The organism is Mycobacteriales bacterium (assembly GCA_030697205.1).
Taxonomy (GTDB): Bacteria; Actinomycetota; Actinomycetes; order Mycobacteriales; family SCTD01; genus JAUYQP01.
In genome coordinates, this window is the sequence record JAUYQP010000032.1 from 135,649 (window position 1) to 161,334 (window position 25,686).

Here is a 25,686-nt window from a genome sequence, read left to right on the forward strand (position 1 = left end):
CTCCACTCGAGGACTATTTTCTGGCTCCGATTGTAAGATTTCGCCCTGCCTCGCGACTACCTCACCTACAAGACGGGGGCAGAGTTGTCGGGCATGGTTGATCGCGGAGTTCAGGCTGCGATGACGCTTCAAAATTCCGCCGACCCCTTCGGCCAGTGGGAAGCGATGCTGACGCCGGAGGTCGTTCGTGGGCGCCTCATCCGATCCGGCCTATTCTCCCTGGGATACGAACTCCTGGAAAGCGCGGTGATCGGCCGTCTGCGGGATTTCTACGCAGACTTCACCGATTGTGAGCTCAGGCCGGGAGGCGATTACCGAAAAGCCGTGCTGGCATTGGACCCCAAGGGCGACGGCGATGCACTGCGCGCATCACTAGCCTGGCTGGTCGACTCCGACGTTATCTCCGAAGAAGACAGGAACGCCTTTTGGCGGATCAAGGCCGCCCGAAACGACGTGGCCCACGACCTGGCCCAGATCGTCGGAGGTTCCAAGCCTGAGTCCTTCGATCAGTTGTTCGGCGACATGCTGCGCTTGTTGAACCAAATCCAGCGGTGGTGGGTGATCAATTTCGACGCCGCGACCGATCCAGCCTGGGACGGCGTCGAGATTGATCCAGAAGAGGTCACCCACGGCACATCGATGATCATGCAGATTTTGGTGGACGTGGCCCTCGGAGATGAGGACCTTGCCGGACAACACCTAAGGTTGTTTCAGGCGGAACTGAAAAACCGGCAACCACCGACTTAACCGGCAAGCCTGTCGAGGCGATTGCCTAAGAGCGATCCATGCACACTTGCCCGCCGCCCGGCGCCTCCATAGCCGCCTGGCTCAAAGAGACCAACCAGATCGCCGGCAACTACGGCCATCTGCTTCTTGAGCAGCTGGCGCCGATCGATCCTGGCCAGCTTCGCCCCTATTTCGAGTCCGCGCATTTGGACGCCCGTGAGGTCTTCCACGGGGATGCGGGCCTCGACCTGCACCCCGACGCCGGCGCGCCCGGCGGCCATGCCCAATATCCCGCATGTCTGCCCCCCACGGCCCGCCGCGGGCTCTTCGGTGAAGTCCTCTGCGGGCTCGTCACACAACAATACGCGTTCGTTGGCGATGAGGACTGGGCGATCCCCGTGTTCCTATTCCGCCACCACGCGGACGCCCGAAAGTACGTGTTCGCGCTCGCGCGCGACCCCGCTCGACAGCGTCAGCTCCATGGCCGCCACGGCAATGACTTCATCGCTGTCTGTCTTGATGGCCAAGGCTCGGTGGTTCGCTTCCTTGCCGGCGAGGCTAAGTGGCGCAAGGCCCTGACGCCCGGGGAAGTCGAAACCCTGATGCACGGTGAGTGGGAAACCGACGGCGCAGGGGTCAAGAAGCGATCCGGCCTGGGTATCTGGTACGGCCTAAACCGCGAGCTCGCCGCTCCTGATGGACTTCGCCAACTCCAGGCGATCCTCAAAGAGCGCGACTCCGAGGGCTTCGCCGCCGCCATCCTGTCGTTGGACCGTGCCCTGATCCTACGCGATCCCGTCGTCATCCCTCGGACGGATCTTGTGATGTTGAGCGGCAACGCCGCGAAAAAGCACAAGGACGGCGCATCTCTTCTGCCGAGCGACGCGCCGCCAGCCGACTACACCGCTGGCAACCCTCTGCAGGTCGTTGAGGTCATCTTGAAGGACGGCGACGGGCTGATTGATCAGCTTTACGATAGCCTTTGGGGAGGCGTCTGATGGCGTTGGAGGCCGAACGGCTTCAAGTAGCCGAGACCCTTCGGCGCGAGTTGGGCCAGACCAATGCGCTGACGCCAGAGCAGGCGCGCCTTTTCGTCCGCTGCCTCCAGCATTCGTGGCAAGTCCCGCCCAACCAGTGGTCGGCGCTCGAATCTCAAGAGCAACTCGCCGACGCGCGCCGACTTCTCCATGCCGCCGAGCTCTTCCGCGAGCTGGAGGGTGAAGGTTCGGCATCCGCAATTGAATGCTACCGCCGGGCCGGCGAACTCTTCGAGTGGCTTGCCCGAGCGGATGATGCGTTGAAATGCCTGCTTCCCGTCGCCCTGCTCTCCGCCGGTGCCTACCAGCTTGGCGAGCTTCCGGCGATGGCGGGGAGCGTGCTGCGGCAACAGGTGACTCGCGACCAGGCTGGCGACCTTGGGTTCGACATGGTCGCGAACCAGCCGGAGCCAAATGAGGAAGACGAGGACCAGCGCAAGCTGGGCTTGGACGACGGTAGTCGCATTCGGGACGTCGTTGGTGGAATGCCGGCGGGTGGCGACGGGCGTCTCTACGCTGCGTTTTTCCAAGCGGACTTCGACGAAGCGCTGCGGCAAGCAGCGGACTTTTGGGCACGACATCCTGGCCTGACCACCCGTCGGGGATCCGCCGCTATCTTGGGTGAGGACGCGGAAGACCGCGTCGCTTGGTATCTCGTCGTGGAGCTCGTGAGAGCAATCGGCCTCGCGTCTGACGCCCTGCGTCGTGGCGACGACGCTCGCCTAACGGTCGCTCGCCGAAAGTTTGTCGGCTTGAAAGAGATCGCTGTTCGCTCTGCTTCGGAAGACGTCTGGATGCTCCTGACGCTGCTCCAGGCGACGGCCGAACGGTTCGCGGCCGCGAGCCTCTACCCGAGGATCGAGCAGCTGGCAGCCGGCGCGCCGGCGATGGCCCCACGCCTCAAGGCCTTTGCGCGGGAACAATTCGCTCGCGGTCGTGGCGTGCTTTGGACGTCGCAAATCCACGGCCTTGAAAAGCTCGCTCAAGCCTCTTCGTTCGCGCTCTGTACGCCTACGGGGTCAGGCAAGACGCTGGTCGCCAACCTTGCCCTGATCAAAGAACTGCTGGTTTCCGAACGAGACATTCTCGGACCCGCCCCGCTCGCCCTCTACTTGGTGCCCTCTCGGGCATTGGCCGGCGAGGTTGAGGCCAAGCTGACGGCGGAACTCGGCCGCGACCTTGTCATCACTGGCCTCTACGGCGGGGCAGACTGGGGCATCACCGACTATTGGCTCACGGCCGATCAGCCAACGGTCCTGATTGCGACAGTGGAAAAAGCTGATGCGCTAATGCGCTATCTGGGGCCAATCCTCGTGGGCCGGTTGAAACTCCTGATCCTCGACGAGGCGCACCAGGTTGTGGCGGACACGGACCGCTCAAGTCTCGAGCGACTGGCAGACCATGGTAGCCGCGCTATGCGGCTGGAGTCCCTGGTTTCCCGCCTTCTCGCGCTTAAGCCCGCTGTCATCCGGATCGCGCTGACGGCGGTAGCCGGCGGTAGCCGGCGGTAGCCGGCGGGGCCGCTGCTCCTGTTGCGCGGTGGATGGAAGGCCGACCTGATGCGGTCGCCGTGGGGGTGAATTACCGCAGCACACGGCAGCTGATTGGTAGTCTTGAGTCGTCACCAGGTCAGCCACCCCGGGCACAACTGGATCTCATGAATGGCGTGCCGCTCTACGTCCGGGGACGGGAAGAGGCGGTCTACTTGCCGCTTCGGATCGCGGCCATGCCACAGCTTCCCGCGGTGGTCAGAGGCAGCTTGGACCGGTTCAACCAGCTCAACATCCTCTGGACGGCGCTCAACCTCCGAAGCAGCGGCCGGCGGATTCTGATCTCAGTGGCGCAAGAGCCGGAGCAGACCATGCGTTGGTTCACCGAAGGCATCCTCAGGCCAGGCTGGATCGAAGTTGCGCAATTTGCCGAGCCTACGGAGGTCGACGCCCGACGCAGATATCGCGAGACCGTCGCGGCCTGTCTGGATTACTGCGGTCCCGACTCTTACGAGCTGGCGCTGCTGCGGAGCGGCATCGCCACCAATCACGGGCAGATGCCGCAGCGGCTGCGGAGGTTGATGACCGACCTGATCGACCGCCGCATTTGCGCAGTGACCATCGCCACCGCAACCCTGACCGAAGGGGTGAACCTGCCCTTCGACATGATCTTCGTCACCGCGTTGAAGCGTAGCAGCTTCGACGCAGCGGCGCGAACGCAGGTCACATCGCCGCTGTCCACGTCCGAGTTTCGAAATCTGGCTGGCCGCGCTGGTCGACCAGGTGCTGCAGAAGGTGTTGAGGGCATGACACTGGTGGCGCTCCCACAAGCACCTGCCGCCACTGCACCGGCCCAGGTCAACAAGCAGCGCGGTCAACTCGCATCCATGAACGAAGACTACCAGGACATGCTGGACAGGCTGGCGGCGGAAGCGGCCCCCGGGGCCGCAGTTTGGAGCCCGCTGGCAGTACTTCTGACTCTGATTGCCCAACATCTTCACCAGCAGTTCGGCATCCAACCTGGCGACGAAATGTTGGCGTGGCTAGCGGCCACTTATCCGGAAAATGTAACGCTCACCGTTGGTACAGGCGCGCGCACTCCTGACGCACAGCTGGCGGACAGCCTGGACGAACTGGATGCCATTCTTCTTGCTGCAGTAGAGGAAGTGTCTCGCCAAATGGGGGCTGGGATCGACGGACCGGCGGCTGAAGCGTTTCTGCGTTCAGTCTGGAACCGGTCCTTTGCGCAGGTCGCGGCAGTTCAGGAGGCTTGGCTCGAGCAGGCTTTCGTCCACCGGGGCCGCAGCTTGGTGGAGCGTATCTATCCGAACGCAGAGCAACGCCGGCGCCTCTACCAATACGGCTTCGCGCCCACGATTGGTCGACGCTTCGAAGCGCTCGCCCCACTCATCCGAGCGGAACTCGCGGCGGCCGCAGACTATGGACTTGAGGATGGGGCGGCTCGGCTCGCCCGCTTCGTCCGACTGGGCGAACTAGTTCGCGCCCAACCCGGATTTGGCTTCCAGGTGCGCACGACCGTTGGAGATCAGCAGATCCTCGCAAATTGGTCTGACGTACTTGGCTGGTGGATGCAGGCGCCAGGCGCCATCGCGCCTGAGCCGCATGCTCTCCGCGCGTGGCAAAGGTTCGTCGGCGACAATCTCGATTTCAGGCTCGGCGTTGCCCTCGGCGCTGTAGTGGCTGAAGCCTGGTCGGCAGGCGCGGGCGGCGCACCGACGCCGGACTTGGCGACTTGGCGGCAGACGACCCAACTGCCGTGGTTCGGGTTCTGGATCCGCGAACTGCTGAAGTGGGGCACGCTCGACCCCTTCGTCGCCTTCTGTCAGGCTCAAGGTCTCGCAGATACGCGAGACGCGGCGACACGGCGACGACCCGAGTTCGACGCCTTTCTGCGCGGCCAGATCGCGGCGCCGACAGCCGATGATTTTATCGATCCCCAGCAATTCTTGGCCTGGCAAAGACAAATCCCGAGAGCTGATGCGGCGCCGGCGCCAGCAATCAACCTCGGCGCGGCCCTCGTCGGGACGGATGGCAATCGCGCGCGCTACTGGGTCCTTCCCGTCACCGATCCAGCCGGCACGACTTGGTACGACGCCGCAGGGTTCGCACTCGCTCGCACCCATGGTGTGGCGATGCAAGGCGACGCGTATCGAAGCGATTTCGAGCTGCTGACGGTTGGACCGCCTCGCGTCGAGCGGGCCTTCGAATGGCGTGCAGGACGCGCCTAGTCAGCGCCCGCGGTTTTGGCGGTCGTCGGGCCGAGTGCAGCCGGTAGCCTGGTTGGCAGCGCGGAGCTCCCGCGCCAACGCCAGCAGCTGACAGTTTGGCTGGGGCTTACTTCGGATGAACGTCCAGAGGACACGACCCCTTTTGGGATGCTGCTGCCCTAGCGTCCGAACGAAGACATTCCGAACGTCGGCTTGGAGCCCGCTTCAGACCTAGCGCGTCCGCCCCTACCCCTCCGGCGTGAACTCCACCGGCATCGAGCGGATCGCATAGACGAAGTTGTTCGGCGCCACGTCCATCGGCCCCGACTGGTGGATGTCGGGGAACCGCGCCAGCATCTGACGATAGACCGCCTCCAGCTGCAACTGGGCGACGCGCTTGCCGATGCAGGTGTGGGGGCCGTAGCCGAAGGCGATGTGCTTGTCGGCGTTGGCGCGGGTGACGTCCAGGCGGTCGGGATCGGCGAACACCGCGGCGTCGCGGTTGGCCGAGCCGTAGTACATGATCACCTTCTCGCCCTCGGCGATCTGCTGGCCGGCCACCTCCACGTCGCGGGTGGCGGTGCGGCGCATATAGATCACCGGGCTGATCATGCGGATGAACTCGTTCACGGCGTTGGGCATCAGCTCGGGCTTGGCGATCAGCTTGGCCTTCTCGTCGGGGAAGTCGCTGAGCAGCTGCATCGAGCCGGAGATGGTGTTGCGGGTCGTATCGTTGCCGGCGAAGACGATCAGCAGCCAGGAGCCGTCGAGGTACTCGTCGGCCAGCAGGTCGCCGTCCACCTGGGCCTTGGCGATGGCGCTCATCAGGTCGGCCTGCGGATCCAGGCGGCGCTTGTGCAGCATGTGCCGGCCGTAGTCGAACATCTCCTGGATGGCGTTCTTGAAGGCGTCGAGGAAGGCCTGCATCTCCGGCGGCACCTCGGCGGCGGCCGCCTCCAGACCGCCGCCACCGCCGGCGCGCTCGGCGGCGAAGGAGTTGGCCAGCTCCAGATAATGCATCCAGGTCAGGAACTTGGGCCGGTCTTCTAAGGGCACGCCGAGGATTTCACACAGGGTGAACAGCGGCAGGTGGGCCGAGACGGCCTGCACCAGGTCCACCCGGCCCTGCTTGGCCATGGCGTCCAGCAGGCGGGTCACCTCGCCCTCCACCCGGTCGTTCAGCCCGCGCAGATAGGCCGGCGTGAAATAGGGCATGTGCTCGCGGCGCAGCTGCATGTGGTAGGGCGCGTCCATGTTGATCATGGTGTCGAGGCTGGCGCGGGCCAGCTGCATGTCGGAGCGCTGGTGGCTCATCAGGATGCCGCCGCGCTGCGAGGAGAAGGTCTCGTAGTCGGCGTTCACCCGCATGACGTCCTCATGGCGGGTCAGGGCCCAGAAGCCCGGCCGGTCCTCGGGCTCGTCCATCCAGGCGATGGGGGAGGCCTGGCGCATCTGGGCGAAGGCGCCCATCGGCGGCCCCTTGGTGAAGGCCTCTGGGTTCCACAGCTCCACGGGGCTGGCCGGATAGACCGGCTTGTGCGCGGGGCCCTTGGCGCCGCCGACGTCCACGGTGTCACTGATCAGAAGCATGGCGGCGTCTCCGGTTGTGTTGCGGGGAATCTCCTACGCCGCGTGACCCTACGCAACGCAAACGGCGCCCTTACGTCACCTGCGAATTCGCGTCGACAGGATGATCGAGGAGGTGGTGCGCTCCACCCCGTCGATCAGGCCGATGTCGTCCAGCACCTGGTCCAGCTCCTCGATGGAGGCCGCGGCCACCTGGACGATCATGTCGAAGGGCCCCGACACCGAGTGCAGAGCCTCCACCTGCGGCATGGTGCGCAGACTGGCCTCTATATGTCGGGCCGCCTTGGGCGCCGCCGTCACCAGGACATGTCCGCGTACGATCCTGGATTCCAAGGGTTTTCCCAGACGGATGGTGAACCCTGCGATGACCTCGGCGGTCACAAGTCGGTCAATGCGGGTCTGCACCGTCGTACGCGACACGCCGAGCCGTTTGGCCAGGGTCGAGGTGGGCAGACGGGAGTCGGTCTCCAACAGCCTGACCAGGGCCAGGTCCCGGGCGTCCAGCTTCATATCGTCGGCTGTACTGGTCATATTGCTTTTCCGGCTGCGCATATCCGACGCTCTGCCTGTTCAGATCGCCCCCAAACCGCCCCATCGTCAAGCTCCAACCCGGGGAGCAACGGCATGCGCAAGATCGTGGTCATCGGCGGCGGCAAGATCGGGGGCGTCATCGCCCAGATGCTGGCCGAGTGCGGCGACTACGCCGTGACCCTGATCGACCGGTCACCGGCCGCGCTGCAGGCCGTTGTCTTCCATCCGCGGCTGTCACCATGTGTGCTGGACGTCGCCGACGCAGGCGCCCTGGACGCCGCCCTGACCGGCGCCTTCGCCGTCCTCTCCGCCGCCCCCTTCCACCTGACGGGCCTGGTCGCCGAGGCCGCCGCCCGGGTCGGCTGCCACTACCTCGACCTCACCGAGGACGTGGCCACCACCCGCCGGGTCAAGGCCCTGGCCGCGCAGGCCAAGGGCGCCTTCATACCCCAGTGCGGCCTGGCTCCCGGCTTCATCTCCATCGCCGGCGCGGACCTAGCGCGGAGCTTCGACCGGATCGACGAGTTGCGCCTGCGGGTCGGCGCCCTGCCCCGCTACCCCTCCAACAGCCTGGGCTACAATCTCACCTGGTCCACCGAGGGGGTGATCAATGAGTACTGCGAACCCTGCGAAGCCTTGGTGGAGGGCGAGCTGCGGGAAGTCCCGGCCCTCGAAGGCCTGGAAACCTTCAGCCTCGACGGCGTCACCTACGAGGCCTTCAACACCTCGGGCGGCCTGGGATCCCTGGCCGAGGTTCTGGCCGGTAAGGCCACGAATTTGAACTACAAATCGGTCCGCTATCCGGGCCACTGCGCCCTGATGCGGACCCTGCTGAACGACCTCGACCTGCGGCATCGCCGCGACCTCCTGAAGGACGTCCTGGAGGGCGCGGTTCCCGGCACCGAGCAGGACGTGGTGGTGTTCTTCGTCACCGCCTCGGGCTGGCGGGACGGCCGGCTGATGCAGGAGAGCTATGCCGGCAAGGTCATGGGCCAACACCACGGCGCGGGCTTCTGGAGCGCCATCCAGGTCACCACGGCGGCGGCCATCTGCACGGTCCTCGACCTGCTCGCCGCTGGCCGCTTGCCCAGCCAGGGCTATGTCCGCCAGGAGGAGATCGCGCTCGCCGACGTCCTCGCCAACCGCTTCGGCAAGGCCTACCGCCAGCCGGGCGACCTCACGACCCCGATCGCCAAGGTCGCCTGAAGAGCCCGCCAGCCGTCCCCGGCCCCGTCCGCGCCCTGGCCGTTGCACTCGCGCCGGCGCAGCGTTCCAGGCCCCGCTCTTGGCGTGACCCTCGCTGTAGCCATATGGAGGACATGAACACCTCCTCCCGCATGCCCGTGGTCTTCGTCGGCCACGGCACACCGATGAACGCCCTCGGCGGCCCCAACGCCCAGGTCTGGCGCGACGTCGCCGCCGACCTGCCTCGTCCCAAGGCGATCCTGGCGATTTCCGCCCACTGGGGTCTGAGCGAGACCGCGGTGACCGCCATGGCCGCGCCCAAGACCATCCACGACTTCGGCGGCTTCCCGCAGGCCCTGTTCGACATGCGATATCCCGCGCCCGGCGACGCCGCCCTGGCCGCCCGCGCCGCCGAGCTGCTGGCGCCCCTGGCTGTGCGCGCCGACCAGGACTGGGGCCTCGACCACGGGGCATGGTCAGTGCTGGCCCACATGTACCCCGACGCCGACGTCCCCGTCGTGCAACTGGCCATGGACCTCAGCCAGCCCATGTCGGCCCACTACGATGTCGGCAAACGTCTGGCGCCCCTGCGCGATGAAGGGGTGCTGATCCTGGGGTCTGGCGACGTGGTCCATAACCTGCGCGCCGCCGTTCGCGCGGAGAACGCCGCGCCGCTGGCCTGGGCCCAGCGTTTCCACGACGTGGTGCGCGGACGGCTCTCGGCCGGGGACCACGCCGCCCTGATAGACCCCAGAGGCCTCGGCCCGGAGGCCGAGATGGCCATCGACGAGCACTATCTGCCGCTGCTCTACGTCCTGGGGGCAAGCGAGCCCGGCGAGCCGGTCACCCTCTTCAACGACCACATCGACCTGGGCGCGATCAGCATGCTGGGCGCGAAGATCGGCTAGAGGGCGCTGATCCAACCGGCCGGCAGGCTGGAGGCCGTGACGCCCACCAGCACCATTCGGTCGCCGCTCCCCAAGTCCACAACCGTGTCGGCCCCGACCTGCGAGACGCTATAGGCGCCGTAGTCCACCACCACGCGGTCGCCCTGAGCGTAGCTGAAGTCGGTCACCCGATCGAGGCCGCCGCCGGTGAAGATGTGGAAGACATCCGCCCCGGCCCCGCCGGCCACGGTGTCGTCGCCCCGGTCGCCCCAGATCCAGTCGTCGCCCGCGCCAGCGTCGAGGCTGTCATTGCCCTGCCCGCCCCGCACCCAGTCGAAGCCGTCGCCGCCGAACTGGGTGTCATCGCCCAGATTGCCATAGACGATGTCCCCGCCGGCGTCGCCGTACAGCATGTCATCGTCCCTGCCGCCGACGACCCAGTCGTCACCCTCGTTTCCATGGACGGTGTCATTTCCCATGTTGCCGTTGAGGTCATCAAAGTCGCGGCCGCCGGCCAGGGAGTCAGCGCCCTCATCCCCGCGCAGGTAGTTATCGCCTGCGCCGCCATCGAGCGTGTCCGCCCCAGTCCTACCACCGATATGGTCGGCCCCATCGCTGCCGGAGATGTGGTCTCCGAAACTGCCGCCCATCAGCGTGTCAGCGTTGCGGCTCCCCAGCAGGCGCTCGAAGTTCTGGGCGTGCGGATTCGAATACGGATTGGAGAGCGTGAAATCGAAATTGAGGGCGGACGGGCTGGACAGGAAGGACAGCAAATCCGATCCGGCGCCGCCATCGAGCTGGTCCGCGCCACCACCGCCGTCCAGCGTGTCGTCACCCTCGTCACCAAACAGGGTCTCGCCGGCCGCGCCCCCTGTGAGCAGATCGTCACCCAGGCGACCATGCACCGCGCCTGTGACGGTTCCGCCCGTCCCGTCGTAGGTGTCGTTTCGAGGTCCGAAGTCCACCGCGCCAACAACACGGCCACTGTTGCGGAAAATCTCGCGACCGCCGCGATCGGAGTAAAGACCAAGGTCCACGGAGCCCGTCATTGTTCCGGAATTTAGAAACAGATAATCTCGGTCGCTACTTTGATTGAGGGTATAGATTCTCAGAGCATAGTCGCCCTGAATCGTGCCGCTATTGGTGAAAGTTCCAGTGCCACCATATGCCACACCAATACTGTCGACGCCCGTCTGCGTACTTTGAGCGCGGATGGTTCCCGTATTTACGAAGACAAAGTCATCGGCAAAACTGCCAACACTAATTCCTACAGGTCCGCGAAATCCACCAGAAGTTGCTTCGATAACGCCCGAATTAAACACTGGCGAGCCGTTTGCAATTGAGACGCCAATCGCCTGATCCCCAGCCACAACTCGGATCGTGCCGGTATTTTCAAAATTGGGATTGGACATCGAACTGATGTCGATACCCATGGCCTGCTGTTTGGCCGCCACATCGACGACGCCATTGTTGATAATGCGAGGAGACCAATCGGGGGACCAGATGCCGGAGGCCCACCCGCTTGGCGTCGTGGAATGGACGGAAAGGACGCCACCTTGTTCGATGGTGGTGACGGCCGGGGGCGTCTGCAGGGCGCCAACGCCGAAATAGACACCGATAACCCGAAATGCGGTGTCCGCTGTGAGCGACACGCTGCCTGCGATATTCAGGGACGGAAATGCTGGGGAGGTCCATTTCTGGACTTCAATCGCATTCTCGTTCCGAAACGTCAGAAACGCCCCCGGCGCCACCCGATAGTTGGACGTAATTGTAGTTGTCAAAAGGCTTCCCCATCACAAAGGGGCACGACCACTCATCAACTCTTCATGGCGCAGCCGCCGCTCAAGAATAGACTTCCGCCCCATGCTCGACAGGTTGCCAGAACCACCCGCCTAGCGCGAGCATTACCGCGCGAACTTCTGGAACTTCAGCCGGTGGGGGATGAGGCTGTCGGCGCCCAGGCGGCGCTTCTTGTCCTCTTCATAGGCCTCGAAGTTGCCCTCGAACCATTCCACGTGGCTGTCGCCCTCGAAGGCCAGGATGTGAGTGGCCAGACGGTCCAGGAACCAGCGATCGTGGGAGATGATCACGGCGCAGCCGGCGAACTCTTCCAGCGCCTCTTCCAGGTTCTGCAGGGTCTCGATGTCCAGGTCGTTGGTGGGCTCATCGAGTAGGATCAGGTTTCCGCCGGTGGTCAGGGTCTTGGCCAGGTGAACGCGGTTGCGCTCCCCGCCCGAGAGCTGCCCGACCTTCTTCTGCTGGTCGCCGCCGCGGAAATTGAACGAGCCGACATAGGAACGGGTGTTGATCTCCCGCTTGCCCACGGCCAGCACGTCGAGGCCGCCGGAGATCTCCTGCCAGACGGTCTTGGTGGGATCCAACGCGTCGCGGCTCTGGTCCACATAGGCCAGCTTCCCGGTCTCGCCGACCCGGAAGGTCCCGGCGTCCGGGGTTTCCTGGCCGGTGATCAGCTTGAACAGGGTCGACTTGCCGGCCCCGTTCGGCCCGATCACGCCAACGATGCCGTTGGGCGGCAGCTTGAAGGTCAGGTCCTTGAACAGCACCTTGTCGCCATAGGCCTTCTCGAGGTTCTCGACCTCGAGGACCACATTGCCCAGGCGCGGGCCGGGCGGGATCTGGATCGTGGCGGTGGTCTGGGCCAGACGCGAGGTCTCCTGCTCGCGGACCATCTCGTCATAGGCCGCCAGGCGGGCCTTGGACTTGGCCTGGCGGGCCTTGGCGCCCGAACGCACCCATTCCAGTTCGCGGGTCATGGCGCGCTGGCGAGCCTCGGATTCCGACTGCTCCTGGACGATCCGCTTGGTCTTCTGCTCCAGCCAGCCGGAATAGTTGCCCTCGTAGGGCAGGCCCTTGCCGCGGTCGAGTTCCAGGGTCCACTTGGTCACCTGGTCCAGGAAGTAGCGGTCGTGGGTCACCAGGATGACGCAGCCCGGGAAGGCTTCCAGGTGGTGCTGCAGCCAGGCCACGGACTCGGCGTCGAGGTGGTTGGTGGGCTCGTCCAGCAGCAACATGTCCGGCTTGGACAGCAGCAGGCGGGCCAGGGCGATGCGGCGCTTCTCACCGCCCGACAGGTTGTCCACCGACCAGTCGTTGGGCGGGCAGCGGAGGGCGTCGGCGGCCATCTCGATCTTGGAATCGATGTCCCAGATGTCGGCGGCGTCGATCTTCTCCTGGAGGGCGGTCATCTCCTCCATGAGTTCGTCGGTGTAGTCCTCGCCCAGCTTGGCGGCGACCTCGTTGTAGCGATCGAAGATCTTCTTCTCTTCGCACCACGAGATGATGTTGCCCCAGACGTTGAGCTGCTCGTCGAGGTGGGGCTCCTGCTCCAGGTAGCCCATCTTGACGCCGTCGGCGGCCTTGGCCTCGCCGTTGAACTCCTTGTCCACCCCGGCGATGATCTTCAGCAGGGTGGACTTGCCCGAGCCGTTGACCCCGACCACGCCGATCTTGGCGTCGGAATAGAACGACAGCCAGATGTTCTCGAACACCTTCTTGCCGCCGGGGAAGGCCTTGGTCAGGCCCTGCATCTGATAAATGTACTGCTGCGCCATGGGGCGTCCGCGCTCGCTCTTCGAAAGAGGGGAATTCGGGTGCGGAGATAGCGGTCGGGGGCGTCTTGCGCAATGTCGGCGCGGTGGAACCCGAGAAACGGCGAGCGACGATCCCTCAGGACCAGCGTTGCAGTAGGCGACATCGGCGTCTCTCATCTTGCTTCCGCCGCTAGAAGCGGCCGGAAGACCGAGGGCCGCGCGCACCTGGCGGCGCTGACGGGAACAACTTCCCGCGCCCATGCGTAGAGAGGGCGACGGGCGTTCCCCCGCCCCGCCGCAATCAGTCAGGAGATCGCCATGCACAAGGACATCGCCAAGGGCGCCGCCAAGGACGCCTCCGGTTCCATCAAACAAGCCGCCGGCAAGCTGACCGGCAACGAACGCTTGGAGGCCGAGGGCGCCGGCGAACGCGCCGCCGGCAAGATTCAAAAGGGCGTCGGTAACCTCAAGGACGCCGCCCGCGACGTCTTGAAGAAGTAGGCCGACAACCCAATTTAAAGACAGGTTTCGCTCCCCCTCCCCCCAGGATCGGCGGAACCGCAGGCAGGGCCGCGTTCGATGAGAGCGCGGCCCTCGTCGTGTCTGGTCAACCGCCAACCGGCGCGGTGCTGGTGGAGGTCACGCTCCCCGAGGGCAGGGTGATCGTCGACCTGGAGGACCTGGTGCTGAGGGTCGAGTTCAAGGCGGGCGTGAACGCCTACCTCGCCTCCACCGCGCCCGCCCAGGTCAAGACCCGCACCCTGGCCGACCTAATCGCCTTCAATGCCGCCGAGCCCCGTGAAACCGCACTGTTCGGCCAGGAAACCTTTCTGGAAGCCCAGGCGTCGCCCGGCCTGGACGACCCGGCCTATCTGAAGGCCAAGGCCGACGCCAAGCGGCTGGCGGGTCGCCAGGGCATCGACAAGCTGCTGAGCGACGCCAGGGTCGAGGTGCTGGTGGCGGAAAGTGGCGGACCCACCTCGGTGGTGGAGCGTATCAACGGGGGCCGGTGGCTGGGCTCACCCTCCACCCTGCCCGCCGTAGCGGGCTATCCGCACCTTACCTTGCCCATGGGCTTGGTGGAGGGCCTGCCGGTGGGGCTTTCCTTCATGGGAACCGCCTGGTCAGAGGCCCGGCTGCTCTCCCTGGGCTACGCCTTTGAACAGGCGACCAAGGCGCGGCGCGCCCCGACCTTCCCCGCCACGGTCAACGGCTCGCCAGCCTTCGATCTTCAATAGCCTGGCCCGCCCATCAGCGGTGGCGCGTTCGGATAGCCCCCCGAAGGATAGGCCGGCGGCGGCGGCGGCGGGCGGCCGAACCTGGACTTGCGCCGCGGGATCGGCGGCCAGGCGGTTGGGGCGCCATCGCGAGCGTAGCCGCGTTCGTAGCCGTCGACCTCCCAGCCATAGCGGCCTGACGCGTCGAAGCCGCTTTCGTCGGTGATCGCCCTGGGCGCCTCGATCATCGGCCGGCAATAGGCCCCGGGGGGCATGCGGTAGTCGCAACCTTGCGGGGAATAGACATAGTTGGGCTCGGTGATCGGCTCAACGCCGCGCTCATAGTTCACACCGGCGCCGATGAAGCGATTGCCCGCGACCTCGGGGCGGCCGCCGGCGAAGTAGGCGCCGTACTCATCGGCGGCGATGGCGTTCTGGCGCACGCGCACCTTGCCGTAGTCCGACAGCACGCCGCGGCGCACGCGAATGATACGGTTGCGGGTCAGCTCCACCTCGGCGCCCCGGTCGACATAGACCCCGGTGATCCAGTTGCGAATGACGCTGTTGGCGATCAGCAGGCTTCCGGCGCCGCTGCGCTGGTCACGCACCGTGATGGCCGTCGAACCCGGCAGGCCGGGTCCCGGAGAGGTCACCCCCACCTGCACCAGCCGGCTCTGACCAGGGGCGGGCGTGATGTCCAGGCCACGCACGTCGGCGCTGATTTTGGACTGCAGAATGTCCACCGCCGCGCCGTCGGCCAGGATGGCGGCGTCATTGGTGCGCGCCTCGACGACGCTGTTGCGCATGATCAGGCTGCCGCCCTGGACGAAGATCGCCGAGGCGTCGCCCTGGTAGCGGACCGACGAGCGGATCAGGGCCACGTCTGCGTCCTGCGCCTCGATACAGGCGCTGCGGCCGCCCTGGTTGGCCTCGATCACCAGGTCGCGGATCTCCACGCCCTTCACGCCAGGCGCGATCCGGATGCAGGGGGCCCCATCGGGCGGGCTCAGCTTGGCGACGCCGGAGCCGACATTGCCGAAGGCGGGCGGTCCCTCGCCGGCGATGATCACCGGGTGATCGATCTCCAGGGTCTCGCGGCAAACGCCGCCGCGCGAGCGGATGTAGAGCACCCCGTTGTCGGCGAGGTTGTAGATGGCGTCGGCCAGCTGCGAACCGCCGCCCCTGCCGTCAGCGCAGTCGACGGTGATGGAGTCCAGATAGAGCGGTCGACGGCTGCCGCCGGCGCCAGGATAGCCGGAGCCATGGCCGTAGCCGTGGCCGCCTTGGCCGCGCCGGGGCTTCCAGGCGCTGGGGCGGTAGGTGTGGCGCAGCGGCGGCGCCAGCAGGATGCCGAAGTTCGGCCGGATCTGCTGATCGATCTTGGCGTCCGGCAGGGCCTGGGCCTCGCCAGCCACACCCAGGCAGAGGACGCAGGCTGCGGCGGCGCCAAGGCCCGCCAGGCGGCGAAGGGCGGTTGCGATCACCGATAGGTTCCTTCTGTGGGACGGCGCGGCGTGCGCGCTACCTGGGCCAGCACCTCGCGCAGGCGCTGGGCCGACGGCTTGAAGCCCGCGAGGGCGGCGTCGATCTGGTAGGAGACGGCCGCGGCCTTGTCCTGGTCGGCCACGCCGGAGACCCCAAGCGAGAAATAGGTCGACATGGCGTACTTGGCCTCGGCGCTACCCTGCCGGTCAGCCTCCGCGAACCAGTGGAAGGCGCGCGCATAGTCCCGCGCCACACCCACGCCCTCGGCGTACATGACGGCCAGGGCCAGCTGTGACCGCGACGATCCGTTCACCGCCGCGTACTGGATGGCGCGCACCTTTTCCTGCGGGGTGAACACCCCGGTGGTGGGACGTCCCAGCATGGCTTGGAAGGTCTGGACATCGCCGGGCGAAATCTGGCTCAGAGACCCGACCGGTTGCGGGATCACCTGCAGATAGGCCAGGGCCGCGCCCACGTGCTGGAAGGGCAGCTCATCGATACGAGCCAGGGCCACGCCCTCGGCCTCGCCCAGGGTGGCCGCCTCGTCGGAATGGGGCACACCGCTGTCAGGCGCCTGGGGCGGATAGAACTCGTAAGGGGGCACCCAGCGCCGCGCCTTGGCCTCGGCGTCGGATCCCAGGGAGGCGCGCTCGGCCGAAGACCTCTCGAAGTCCTTCAGCATCACATAGCCCGCGACGTCGCCGTCCTGGGCGGCGAGGTAGTTGTACAGATAGACGTCGACGTCGTTGCGGGTGAACAGGGTCGCAGCGGCCGGCGGCTTGACCTGGTTCAGGTCGCGGGCGTCCACCGGCGAGCCATCGGACGGATCGCCGAACGGACCGAAGGCGGCGTCGTGCAGGCGCGCCAGGGTGCGGAAGCCTGCGGCGCCCTGGCTGGAAAGCACATAGATCACTCGGTCACGCACCTGCTGGCGCTCGTCGGAACTCATGCGGTCGAGCATGCGGTCGAGGGCCAGATAGGCGCCCCGGCGTTCCGCCGCGCGGCAGTCGTTGAGCTTGTTGCCCGCGCCGCCACGGCTGCCCTTCTTGGGATCGACGCCGGCGACGATCGGCGCATAGCCGTCGGGGTTGGACAGCGCCATCTCGTACCAGACGGCGGACTCCACCGGATCGGCCAGGTTCTTCTCCTGGGCGTCACGGCCGGAATAGCGCCGGGCCAGGTCGATCTGCGCGAAGAAATCCCCCTGGAACCCCTGACGCCGGAGGGCGCGGATCTCCTGTTCCTGGGCGTTGAATTGCGGCTGCACGCCGATAGCCGCCTGGGGGCGCGGGCAGGCTGGCCCGCCCACGGCGTAGCCGCCGCTTCGGCCGCCGCCGCCAGGACTGTCCTTGGGCTGGCAGCCGCCGCTGAGCGGGATGATGGCGGCCAGGACCGCTAAGGTCAGGCCCGCCCGGGCGACGCGACGCATGCCGAGGGCTGCTTCATGGAAAATGGCCATGTGCTCCCCCTTAAGCGTTAACCATAGTTGAACTGTCCACTAGCGTCTTGCCCCCCCCCCCTGTCAAGCTTGGGACGGTGACGTTTCAAACTGTTAAGACTCGCCTGAATGGCGAGTGAACAACGCCGCCTCCGCCAGGCCGTCAGTTCGTCGCGTTTTCGCCGCAGATGGCGCGCCAAGCTGCGCCTTGAGGGACTTATTCGGAGCGCTGAGAACGATGGCCGCTGCACGGAACTTAAGTCGCGTCTCGCTTTGCTTGCTTACAGTTTTGGCGTCCGGAGTGGCGCCCGCCGCTCCGATGGCCGCCCCGGCGATTCGAGACGGGGCGCCCACACCTGCCGCCTGCGAGGCCCTGGGCTTCCCCAAGGCCGATGATCGGCGTGATTCTTACAGTCGACGCGGCCGCATTGGCGGCGGCGTGATGTACGCACCCTCGATGGCCATGGCGCCGCCCCCGCCGCCCCCGCCCACGCCCTATCCGGCCGCCAGGGCCGCTCCTATGCAGGAGATGTTGCCCGCCGCCGTCTATCGGCCCGGCCCCATGCCTGGCGAGGTCAATACCGAACGCTACCCCAACGCCCAGGCCAACCCGATCAAGCAGACGGCCCAGGAGCCGGTCTCCACCTTCTCGGTGGATGTGGACACCGCCGCCTACGCCAACGTCCGTCGGTTCCTGAATGACGGCCAGAGCCCGCCCCGTCACGCGGTGCGGGTCGAGGAACTGATCAACTATTTCGACTATGGCTACGCAAAGCCCACCGACGCCCAGGTCCCCTTCAAACCCTTCGTCGCGGTGACCCCCTCCCCCTGGTCGACCGACCGCCAGATCGTCCACATCGGCCTGCAGGGCTACGACATCCCTCGCGCCCAGGAGCCGCCGCTCAACCTGGTGTTCCTGATCGACACGTCCGGCTCCATGTCGGCCGAGAACAAGCTGCCCCTGGCGCGGAAGGCCCTGAACCTGCTGGTGGACCAGCTCCGCCCCCAGGACCGGGTCTCCATGGTGGCCTATGCTGGCTCGGCGGGGGCTGTGCTGGCCCCGACCAGCGGGCGGGAGAAGCTGAAGATGCGCTGCGCGCTCGGCGCCCTGGAATCCGGGGGTTCCACCGCCGGCGGCCAAGGCTTGGCCCTGGCCTATGACCTGGCGGTGCAGAACTTCGACGCCAAGGCGGTCAACCGGGTGATCCTGATGACTGACGGCGACTTCAATGTCGGCGTCGCCGACCCCGCCAAGCTCACCGACTTCGTCGCCGCCAAGCGCAAGAGCGGGGTCTACCTCTCTGTCTACGGTCTGGGCCAGGGCAACTACAACGACACCCTGATGCAGGCCCTGGCTCAGAACGGCAACGGGACCGCCGGCTACATCGACACCCTGAACGAGGCGCGCAAGAGTTTCCGCGACGACTTCTCCGGCTCGCTGTTCCCCATCGCCGACGACGTGAAGATTCAGGTGGAGTTCAACCCCAGGGCGGTCAGCGAGTACCGGCTGATCGGCTACGAGACCCGGCTGTTGAACCGCGAGGACTTCAACAATGACCGAGTGGACGCCGGCGAGGTGGGCTCCGGCACGTCGGTCACCGCGCTCTATGAGGTGACGCCGGCCGGGGCCCGGCCTTCCAGCGACCCCCTTCGCTACGGCGCCTCGGGGCCTCGCGCCGCGTCCGGTGGCGAGATCGCCTTCCTGAAAGTCCGCTACAAGCTGCCGGGCGGTCAGACCTCCAGACTGATCGAACGGCCGATCGGCGTCGGCGACACCTATGCTCGGGTTCTCGACGCGCCCGAGGCGACCCGCTGGGCGCTCGCCGTCGCCGGGTTTGGCCAGAAGCTGCGCGGCGATCCCTGGCTGTCGCCCGACTTCGGCTGGAAGGCGGTGGGCGACCTGGCCCAGACCGCCCGTGGGTCAGACCCCTACGGCCTGAGAGCGGAGTTCGTGCAATTGGCGCGCGCCGCCGGGGAGACAAAAACCGTCAACGAATCGGGAAACTAAGACGGCCGCACTGAGTTCGTCCTTCGACACCGGCGCGGCCGCAACAAACAGTCGCGCCGTTCGTTGCCTGACGAGAACCACCTCAAGACAAGGGCGCTCGCTTGTACGACGTCACCGCTCCAGACCAGGACAACCTGATCCGCCTGGACCCTTCCGAGGCGCCCTATTTCGGCGCTCCTGGCCGGGTGGGCTTCCACCTAATTGACACCACCATGATGTACGCGCCGCGCTCCGGCGGGGTGAAGCGGTACCTGGGCGCCAAGCAGGCATGGCTGGCCAAACGCCGTCCCGACATTCGCCACACCCTGGTGACGCCGGGCGCAACGACCGGACTGGCCGAACCCGGCGTGGTCACGGTCGCCGCCGCGCGCCTGCCCTTCGGCGACGGCTATCGCATGCCGGCCAGCACGGCGAAGTGGGAGACGGTGCTGCGGATGCTGGCGCCCGATATCATCGAAGCCGGCGACATCTTCGTGCCCGGTCATGCGGCCCTCGACGCTGGCGAGGCGCTGGGCGTCCCGGTCGTGGGCTTCTGCCACACAGACGCCGCGGCGCTCGCCGCCCTGCACTTCGGTGAATGGGCGCAGGCTCCGGCGATGAAGCGCTGGGCCGACATCTATCATCGCTTCGACCGCGTGGTGGCGCCCAGCCGCCACATGGCCCTGCGTCTGGCCGAGGCCGGCGTGGAAAAGGTGAGCGTCCAGATGCTTGGCGTGGACACCGAGCTCTTCCACCCTCGGAGAGCCGATCCCGGCGGCCTGCGCAAACGCCTGGGCCTGCCCTGGGACGCCCGCATCCTGGTCTTCGCCGGCCGCCCCGCGCGGGAGAAGAACATCGAGTCCATCGTCTGCGCCGTCGAGCGCCTGGGCGAGCCCTACCACTTGGTCCTCGTGGGCGCGGGCAAGGATGTGCGCATCTCGCCCCGGGTCATCAGCCTGGACTACGAGTCCGACCCGGTCGCTCTGGCCAGCCTGATCGCCAGTTGCGACGCCTGCGTCCACGCCAACGAGAACGAGCCCTTCGGCCTGGTGATCCTGGAGGCCTTGGCCGCCGGCCTGCCGGTGGTGGGCCCCTCGCGCGGGGGCGTCTCCGAGTTGATCGACAACGAGGTCGGCCAGCTCGCCTACGACGTCGATCCAGGCGGCCTCGCCGACGCCATCGAAGCTCTGTTCGCCCGCGACCTGGGCGCGCTGTCGGCCGCCGCCCGCGCCCGCGCAGAGCTGCGCCATAGTTGGGAGCGGACCTTCGAAGGCCTTACCCGGCTCTATGGCGAGCTGGTGATGAACTCCGCGGCGCCGCAAACCCTCGCCTGGCGCGCCTAACGGCCGGTGGGCATGTCCTTGAAGGGCACGTCCTTGTCGACCCGGATGTCACCCGGCAGGCCCAGCACCCGCTCGGCGATGATGTTGCGCAGGATTTCGTCGGTGCCGCCGGCGATGCGAAGGCCCGGCCCGAACATCAGCGAGAAGTGGAAGGCGCCGTTCAAGGAGGCCAGTTCCGGATCGTCAATGATGCCGTACTGATCCAGCATCTCGATGGCTGTATTGCCGAGTTCCTGCATCTGAACCGCCGAGATGATCTTGCCGATCGAACTCTCCGGCCCCGGCGTCTGCCCCCGCGACAGCGCCGTCATCGTTCGGTTGCGGGTGTGTTTCAGGCCCTCGGCCTGGACGTACCAGTCCGCCAGCTTCTCCCGCAGCGCCCCGTCCTGCAGGGCCGAGCCGCCATCAAGGCCGGGCGTATTGCGCGCCGCCTCCATGAATTGTCGCCACCCGGCTCCGGTCTGACCGCCCACCGCCAGCCGCTCGTTCATCAGGGTCACCAGGCTGACCTTCCAGCCCTCGTCGACAGCCCCCAGCCGTTGGCTGTCCTTGACCCGGACGTCGGTGAAGAACACCTCGTTGAATCCCGACCCACCCGACATCTGGTGGATGGGCTTCACCTCGACGCCGGGGTCCTTCATGTCGATCCAGAACATGGTCAGCCCCTTGTGCTTGGGCTTGTCCGGGCTGGTTCGGGTGATGACGATCCCGAAGTCCGAGAACTGGGCGCCGGTCGTCCACACCTTCTGGCCCGAGATGATCCAGTCTCCTGAGCCGTCCGGGGCGCGTTCAGCCTTGGTCCGCGAGGCGGCGACGTCCGAGCCGCCGGAGGGTTCCGAGAACAGCTGGCTCCAGATCTCCTCGCCACGCAGGGCGGGGCCGACAAAGCGCTTCTTGGTCTCCTCGTCGGCGAAAGTCATCACCGTGGGGACGCACATCCCCAGGCCGATCTGGAACGGATTGCCTGGGATCGGGTATCTGGCCTCCTCCTGGCTGAAGATGACGTTCTGCACCGGGGTTCCGCCCTGCCCGCCCCACTCCTTGGGCCAGGTGATGCAAGCGTAGCCGGCTTCGGCCTTCTTGGCCTGCCAGGCCTTAGAGGCGGCAAGGCCGTCGCCACCCTCGGGGTCACCGGCGATGCGGGCCTTGGGGGCGTTGGCGTCGAGCCAGTCGCGGACCTGCTGGCGATAGGCGGCTTCGTCGGGGCTGTCGTTGAAATCCATGATCCGAGGTCCCTTAGGCGGCCGCCGCGTTGCGGCGTTCGAGATGGCTGACGAGGCGTTCTTTCCAGACCCGGGGCGCGCCGGCCACCAGGCTGAGCTGACGCGAACGGCGGTAGAACAGGTGACAGTCCATCTCCCAGGTGAAGCCGATGCCGCCGTGGGTCTGGATATTTTCCTTCGAGGCGAACCAATAGGCTTCTGACGCTGCGATGCGGGCGGCGCTGGCCGCCACCGGCAGCTCGGGCGCATTGGTGTTGAGCGCCCAGGCCCCGTAGTAAGCGTTGGATCGCGCCAGCTCGTTCTTGACGTACATGTCGGCCAGCTTGTGCTTGATGGCCTGGTACGAGGCGATGACCCGACCGAAGGCGTAGCGCTCGAGCGCATATTCCTTGGCCATCTCCAGACAGCGGTCCGATCCGCCGCATTGCTCGAAGGCGATGAGGACCGCAGCCCGGTCGAAGATCTGCTCCACTAGCTCCAAGCCGGCGCCCCCGGCGCCCAAGCGGCGAGCCGGGGCGTCCTTGAAGGTCAGCTTGGCGGCGTCGCGGGTGGGATCGAGCGTCTTCACCGCCTCGCGGGTGACACCCTCGCCGGTCAGCTCCACCAGGAACAGGCCCGGCTTGCCGCCCTCCTTCGCCAGGACGAGCGCCACGTCGGCGATGCCGCCATCGGTGACCGGGATCTTCACCCCGGTGAGCTTGCCCTCAGTGACGGTCGACTGCAGCGTGGCCGCCGTCGTCGCGCCGGGGCCTTCCGAGGTCGCGATGGCCCCGATGATCTCGCCGGCGGCGATCCTGGGCAGCAGGTCGGCCTTCTGCTCCTGGCTGCCGGCCAACATCACGGCCTCGGCCAGGAAGTAGACGGTGGAGGCGAACGGGATCGGCGCGACCGCACGTCCCAGCTCCTCGGCGATTACGCAGAGTTCCAGGTGACCAAGACCCAGGCCGCCGAATTCCTCGGGGATCGCCGCCCCCAGCCAGCCCTGGGCGGCCACCGATCTCCAGAGGGCCGCGTCATAGCCTGCGGCGCTGTCTTCCAGGACGCCCCGGGCGCGGCTGGTGGGGCAGTTGGCCTCCAGGAACTTGCGCGCCTCGGCCTTCAGGAATTTTTGGTCGTCCGAAAAATCGAAATTCATGCTCGCCCATCCGCCGATTTCGGCCGGTTGAAGTTTCCTCGCGCGTCAACATACGCGCCTCGCGGGCCGTGGAAAGATTGACCTCGCGTCAAGGATTTCAGGGTCTTATGCGGACCCTGTGGGCGAGCTCGAAGGGCGTGCGGATGGCCAAGGCGATATTCCAGAAGAACCAGCGCGTCTGGGTCGAGAGCGTTGGCGCCTGGGCGGTCATCGAGAAGTTGGTGCCGGTCTGGGCGCGCGGCTTCGACGAGCCCGTGCGGGTCACCTACGACGTCGGCCTGGGCCGCGACTTCCAGGCCCACGAGCTGAAGCCCGAGCAGGAGCCCGACGACACATTGGCCGAGGACGGCGCCAACTGGCGGCTGCTGCGCGCCCGCAACAAGTGGCAGACGCCGGAAAACTGCCGCCACCACCCCTATCCTGGCAGCTACCCGGTGGTGGTCACCGACGCCAATGATTGGGGCGGCTGGCGCACACCGGGCGCCGAGTACGACCGCGATCCTCACAAGATCGAGTTCCAGGCCCGGCTGATCGCCTCGTCAACCCGCCTGCTGTTCGTCGCCCGGGGCCTGATGGCGGTGATCGAGGAGACTCCTGGCGCGCCCCCCGAGTTGCAGCGCCTCGCCGAGCAGGCGATGAAGATCGACCAGTACCTCAAGGAGGTCCCGGCCAGCGTGGATGAGCCGATAGCTGAATCGGCTCCCCACGCCGCCGAGTAGCGGGCTAGAACTTGTAGCCGAAGCCCACCGAGAGCACCCAGGGGTCAAGCTTCACCTTGGACTTCAGCGCGCCGCCATTGATCTTGGCGTCGGTCTCGAAGAACACCTTCTTGACGTCGACGTTGGCGCTCCACGGTCCCTTGACGGCGACATCGACGCCGGCCTGCAGGGCGTAGCCGAAGCCGTCGTCCAGCTTCACCTTGAAGCCGTTCTGATCCTTGCCGCTGTGGAACAGCATGTAGTTCACGCCGGCGCCCACATAGGGGCTGACCTTGGCGGTCGGTGCGAAATGATACTGCAGCGAGACCACCGGCGGCAGGACCCAGGTCTTGTGCACGGTGACGTCGGTTCCTGGCCCCTGCGCCTTGATGGTGTGCTGGCTGGTGGTGGCGATCACCTCGACCGCGACGTGGTCGGTGAGGAAGTAGGACAGGCCCAGCGACGGCTTGTAGTCGTCCTTGACATCGACGTGCAGGCCGGTGGGCGCGCCGGCGGCGGTGGTGATGGCGTCGTCGGCCGTCGGCGAGATCGCCGTGGCGCGGACGTTCAGCATCAGGAGACCCTTTTCCTTGACCTGGAAGTCCTGGGCCTGGGCGGTTCCGGCCAGGGCGAGCGCCGCGCCAAGGGCCAGGGCGTAGGTGGTGACTTTCATCTTCTTTTTCCCCTCAAGGCACGGAGGGAGCGCCGTGCTGGCGGGGACATCGCGCCATCTCGCAAGCTCAGCTTTGACAAAACTCAAACAACCGTTTGACGCCTATTGTGCGTTGCGCAGGGGACACGGCGGTCGGCGCGACTTTCGCAGCCGCGGCGCTCGCCCTGGCGACCGGGATGGCCTAAATCCTTGGGGATGCGCACAGAGACTCCCCAGCCCATCCGGCTCACCGACTATCGCCCGCCCGCTTTCCGGATCGACACGACCGAGTTGGTCTTCGACCTGGCGCCCGACGCCACCCGGGTGAAGGCGCGCCTGTCGATCACCCGCAACGGCGAGCATACCGAGCCCCTGGTGCTGAATGGCGAACGGCTCAAGCCGATCTCGGTGGCCGTGGACGGCAAGGTGCTGGACGAGAGTGAGCGCACCATCGACGCCGAATACCTGACCGTGCCCAATGTCCCCGACAGCTTCGTGCTGGAAACCGAGGTCGAGATCGACCCGGAGGCCAACAAGGCCCTCGACGGGCTCTACATGTCCGGCGGCCGCTTCTGCACCCAGTGCGAGGCCGAGGGCTTCCGCAAGATCACCTGGTTCGCCGACCGCCCCGACGTACTGTCGCGCTTCACCGTGCGGGTCGAGGCCGACAAGGCTTTCCACCGCCTGCTCTCCAACGGCAACCTGATGGAATCCGGCGTCATGCCCGGCGGCCGTCACTACGCCGTCTGGAACGACCCCTTCCCCAAGCCCGCCTATCTGTTCGCCCTGGTGGCCGGCGAGTTGGACGAACTGGCCGACAAGCTGGTGACCATGAGCGGCCGCACCGTCGACCTGAAGATCTATGTCGACCCCGGCATGTCCGACAGGGCCGCCTACGCCATGGACGCGCTGAAGCGCTCGATGAAGTGGGACGAGGAGGTGTTCGGCCGCGAATACGACCTGGACCTGTTCATGATCGTCGCCGTGCGCGACTTCAACTTCGGGGCCATGGAGAACAAGGGGCTGAACATCTTCAACTCCTCCCTGCTGCTGGCCGACCCGGCGACCGCCACGGACCTCGACTATGAGCGCATCGAAAGCGTCGTGGCCCACGAGTACTTCCACAACTGGACTGGCGACCGCATCACCTGCCGCGACTGGTTCCAGCTGTGCCTGAAGGAGGGCTTGACCGTCTTCCGCGACCAGAGCTTCTCGGCCGACATGCGCGGCGAGGCGGTCCAGCGCATCAAGGACGTGAAGACCCTGCGCGCCCGGCAGTTCTCCGA

21 protein-coding genes are annotated in these 25,686 nt (G+C 66.4%); 12 read left to right on the plus strand and 9 right to left on the minus strand.

The genetic code is table 11. The features are described 5' to 3' along the window. Nucleotides 1-93: 93 nt before the first annotated feature. The 4 genes from Q8R60_10570 to Q8R60_10585 all read left to right on the plus strand — a co-directional run bounded on the left by Q8R60_10570 (nucleotide 94) and on the right by Q8R60_10585 (nucleotide 5,502). Nucleotides 94-747 carry a hypothetical protein gene (locus tag Q8R60_10570; protein ID MDP3712909.1) on the plus strand — a complete coding sequence of 218 codons (654 nt, stop codon included), beginning with the start codon at nucleotides 94-96 and terminating at the stop codon, nucleotides 745-747. A gap of 38 nt (nucleotides 748-785) precedes the next feature. Next, complete coding sequence (locus Q8R60_10575) at nucleotides 786-1,724, plus strand: hypothetical protein (GenBank protein ID MDP3712910.1); 939 nt, start codon at nucleotides 786-788, stop codon at nucleotides 1,722-1,724. Further along, nucleotides 1,724-3,274, plus strand: coding sequence for a DEAD/DEAH box helicase (locus tag Q8R60_10580; GenBank protein ID MDP3712911.1), 1,551 nt, complete (start codon nucleotides 1,724-1,726; stop codon nucleotides 3,272-3,274). Before Q8R60_10575 ends, Q8R60_10580 begins: the two co-directional genes overlap by 1 nt. Before the next feature lie 155 nt (nucleotides 3,275-3,429). Next, nucleotides 3,430-5,502, plus strand: coding sequence for a hypothetical protein (locus tag Q8R60_10585; protein MDP3712912.1), 2,073 nt, complete (start codon nucleotides 3,430-3,432; stop codon nucleotides 5,500-5,502). 225 nt (nucleotides 5,503-5,727) lie between these two features. Here the strand turns inward: Q8R60_10585 and Q8R60_10590 are convergent, their stop codons facing one another. Then, nucleotides 5,728-7,071: a cytochrome P450 gene (locus Q8R60_10590; protein MDP3712913.1), complete on the minus strand. Its 1,344-nt coding sequence runs from the start codon at nucleotides 7,069-7,071 to the stop codon at nucleotides 5,728-5,730. A 75-nt stretch (nucleotides 7,072-7,146) separates the two neighbouring features. Next, nucleotides 7,147-7,578, minus strand: coding sequence for an Lrp/AsnC family transcriptional regulator (locus Q8R60_10595; protein ID MDP3712914.1), 432 nt, complete (start codon nucleotides 7,576-7,578; stop codon nucleotides 7,147-7,149). Between the two features lie 114 nt (nucleotides 7,579-7,692). On the opposite strand from Q8R60_10595, the gene Q8R60_10600 reads away from it, so the two are divergent. Then, nucleotides 7,693-8,805, plus strand: a complete 1,113-nt coding sequence (locus Q8R60_10600; protein ID MDP3712915.1) for a saccharopine dehydrogenase NADP-binding domain-containing protein — start codon at nucleotides 7,693-7,695, stop codon at nucleotides 8,803-8,805. Between the two features lie 113 nt (nucleotides 8,806-8,918). After that, on the plus strand, nucleotides 8,919-9,692 hold the full coding sequence (ygiD, locus tag Q8R60_10605; protein MDP3712916.1) for a 4,5-DOPA dioxygenase extradiol: 774 nt from the start codon (nucleotides 8,919-8,921) through the stop codon (nucleotides 9,690-9,692). On the opposite strand, the gene Q8R60_10610 is transcribed toward ygiD, so the two are convergent. Beyond that, on the minus strand, nucleotides 9,689-11,323 hold the full coding sequence (locus Q8R60_10610) for a calcium-binding protein (GenBank protein MDP3712917.1): 1,635 nt from the start codon (nucleotides 11,321-11,323) through the stop codon (nucleotides 9,689-9,691). The genes ygiD and Q8R60_10610 overlap by 4 nt on opposite strands. Nucleotides 11,324-11,575: 252 nt before the next feature. After that, complete coding sequence (gene ettA, locus Q8R60_10615; GenBank protein MDP3712918.1) at nucleotides 11,576-13,243, minus strand: energy-dependent translational throttle protein EttA; 1,668 nt, start codon at nucleotides 13,241-13,243, stop codon at nucleotides 11,576-11,578. 297 nt (nucleotides 13,244-13,540) lie between these two features. Here ettA and Q8R60_10620 point away from each other — a divergent pair, with 297 nt between their 5' ends. After that, nucleotides 13,541-13,723, plus strand: coding sequence for a CsbD family protein (locus tag Q8R60_10620; GenBank protein MDP3712919.1), 183 nt, complete (start codon nucleotides 13,541-13,543; stop codon nucleotides 13,721-13,723). Between the two features lie 125 nt (nucleotides 13,724-13,848). Next, nucleotides 13,849-14,460 carry an amidase family protein gene (locus Q8R60_10625; GenBank protein ID MDP3712920.1) on the plus strand — a complete coding sequence of 204 codons (612 nt, stop codon included), beginning with the start codon at nucleotides 13,849-13,851 and terminating at the stop codon, nucleotides 14,458-14,460. On the opposite strand, the gene Q8R60_10630 is transcribed toward Q8R60_10625, so the two are convergent. Both Q8R60_10630 and Q8R60_10635 read right to left on the minus strand, forming a co-directional pair. Then, nucleotides 14,454-15,923, minus strand: a complete 1,470-nt coding sequence (locus Q8R60_10630) for a right-handed parallel beta-helix repeat-containing protein (protein ID MDP3712921.1) — start codon at nucleotides 15,921-15,923, stop codon at nucleotides 14,454-14,456. The two genes, Q8R60_10625 and Q8R60_10630, sit on opposite strands and share 7 nt — an antisense overlap. Continuing rightward, nucleotides 15,920-17,383: a tetratricopeptide repeat protein gene (locus tag Q8R60_10635; protein ID MDP3712922.1), complete on the minus strand. Its 1,464-nt coding sequence runs from the start codon at nucleotides 17,381-17,383 to the stop codon at nucleotides 15,920-15,922. Before Q8R60_10635 ends, Q8R60_10630 begins: the two co-directional genes overlap by 4 nt. Before the next feature lie 280 nt (nucleotides 17,384-17,663). On the opposite strand from Q8R60_10635, the gene Q8R60_10640 reads away from it, so the two are divergent. Further along, nucleotides 17,664-19,370, plus strand: coding sequence for a VWA domain-containing protein (locus tag Q8R60_10640; protein ID MDP3712923.1), 1,707 nt, complete (start codon nucleotides 17,664-17,666; stop codon nucleotides 19,368-19,370). Nucleotides 19,371-19,471: 101 nt separating this feature from the next. Beyond that, complete coding sequence (locus tag Q8R60_10645; GenBank protein ID MDP3712924.1) at nucleotides 19,472-20,692, plus strand: glycosyltransferase; 1,221 nt, start codon at nucleotides 19,472-19,474, stop codon at nucleotides 20,690-20,692. On the opposite strand, the gene Q8R60_10650 is transcribed toward Q8R60_10645, so the two are convergent. Beyond that, nucleotides 20,689-21,915: an acyl-CoA dehydrogenase family protein gene (locus tag Q8R60_10650; protein ID MDP3712925.1), complete on the minus strand. Its 1,227-nt coding sequence runs from the start codon at nucleotides 21,913-21,915 to the stop codon at nucleotides 20,689-20,691. The genes Q8R60_10645 and Q8R60_10650 overlap by 4 nt on opposite strands. Before the next feature lie 13 nt (nucleotides 21,916-21,928). Beyond that, entirely contained in the window at nucleotides 21,929-23,050 is a 1,122-nt protein-coding gene (locus Q8R60_10655) for an acyl-CoA dehydrogenase family protein (GenBank protein MDP3712926.1), read from the minus strand. A gap of 143 nt (nucleotides 23,051-23,193) precedes the next feature. Between Q8R60_10655 and Q8R60_10660 the strand changes: the two genes are divergently transcribed. Next, entirely contained in the window at nucleotides 23,194-23,769 is a 576-nt protein-coding gene (locus tag Q8R60_10660; protein MDP3712927.1) for a hypothetical protein, read from the plus strand. A 4-nt stretch (nucleotides 23,770-23,773) separates the two neighbouring features. Here Q8R60_10660 and Q8R60_10665 read toward each other — a convergent pair whose 3' ends face one another. Next, on the minus strand, nucleotides 23,774-24,421 hold the full coding sequence (locus tag Q8R60_10665; protein MDP3712928.1) for an OmpW family outer membrane protein: 648 nt from the start codon (nucleotides 24,419-24,421) through the stop codon (nucleotides 23,774-23,776). A 195-nt stretch (nucleotides 24,422-24,616) separates the two neighbouring features. Between Q8R60_10665 and Q8R60_10670 the strand changes: the two genes are divergently transcribed. Beyond that, on the plus strand, nucleotides 24,617-25,686 hold a 1,070-nt coding region (locus Q8R60_10670; GenBank protein MDP3712929.1), incomplete at its 3' end, for a M1 family aminopeptidase.

Excerpts from the sequence above, each read along its gene's own strand:
- Q8R60_10570 (MDP3712909.1), top strand. The coding sequence starts at position 94 with ATGGTTGATCGCGGAGTTCAGGCTGCGATGACGCTTCAAAATTCCGCC.
- Q8R60_10575 (MDP3712910.1), top strand. The coding sequence starts at position 786 with ATGCACACTTGCCCGCCGCCCGGCGCCTCCATAGCCGCCTGGCTCAAA.
- Q8R60_10580 (MDP3712911.1), top strand. The coding sequence starts at position 1,724 with ATGGCGTTGGAGGCCGAACGGCTTCAAGTAGCCGAGACCCTTCGGCGC.
- Q8R60_10590 (MDP3712913.1), bottom strand. The coding sequence starts at position 7,071 with ATGCTTCTGATCAGTGACACCGTGGACGTCGGCGGCGCCAAGGGCCCC.
- Q8R60_10595 (MDP3712914.1), bottom strand. The coding sequence starts at position 7,578 with ATGAAGCTGGACGCCCGGGACCTGGCCCTGGTCAGGCTGTTGGAGACC.
- Q8R60_10600 (MDP3712915.1), top strand. The coding sequence starts at position 7,693 with ATGCGCAAGATCGTGGTCATCGGCGGCGGCAAGATCGGGGGCGTCATC.
- ygiD (MDP3712916.1), top strand. The coding sequence starts at position 8,919 with ATGAACACCTCCTCCCGCATGCCCGTGGTCTTCGTCGGCCACGGCACA.
- ettA (MDP3712918.1), bottom strand. The coding sequence starts at position 13,243 with ATGGCGCAGCAGTACATTTATCAGATGCAGGGCCTGACCAAGGCCTTC.
- Q8R60_10620 (MDP3712919.1), top strand. The coding sequence starts at position 13,541 with ATGCACAAGGACATCGCCAAGGGCGCCGCCAAGGACGCCTCCGGTTCC.
- Q8R60_10635 (MDP3712922.1), bottom strand. The coding sequence starts at position 17,383 with ATGGCCATTTTCCATGAAGCAGCCCTCGGCATGCGTCGCGTCGCCCGG.
- Q8R60_10650 (MDP3712925.1), bottom strand. The coding sequence starts at position 21,915 with ATGGATTTCAACGACAGCCCCGACGAAGCCGCCTATCGCCAGCAGGTC.
- Q8R60_10655 (MDP3712926.1), bottom strand. The coding sequence starts at position 23,050 with ATGAATTTCGATTTTTCGGACGACCAAAAATTCCTGAAGGCCGAGGCG.
- Q8R60_10660 (MDP3712927.1), top strand. The coding sequence starts at position 23,194 with ATGGCCAAGGCGATATTCCAGAAGAACCAGCGCGTCTGGGTCGAGAGC.
- Q8R60_10665 (MDP3712928.1), bottom strand. The coding sequence starts at position 24,421 with ATGAAAGTCACCACCTACGCCCTGGCCCTTGGCGCGGCGCTCGCCCTG.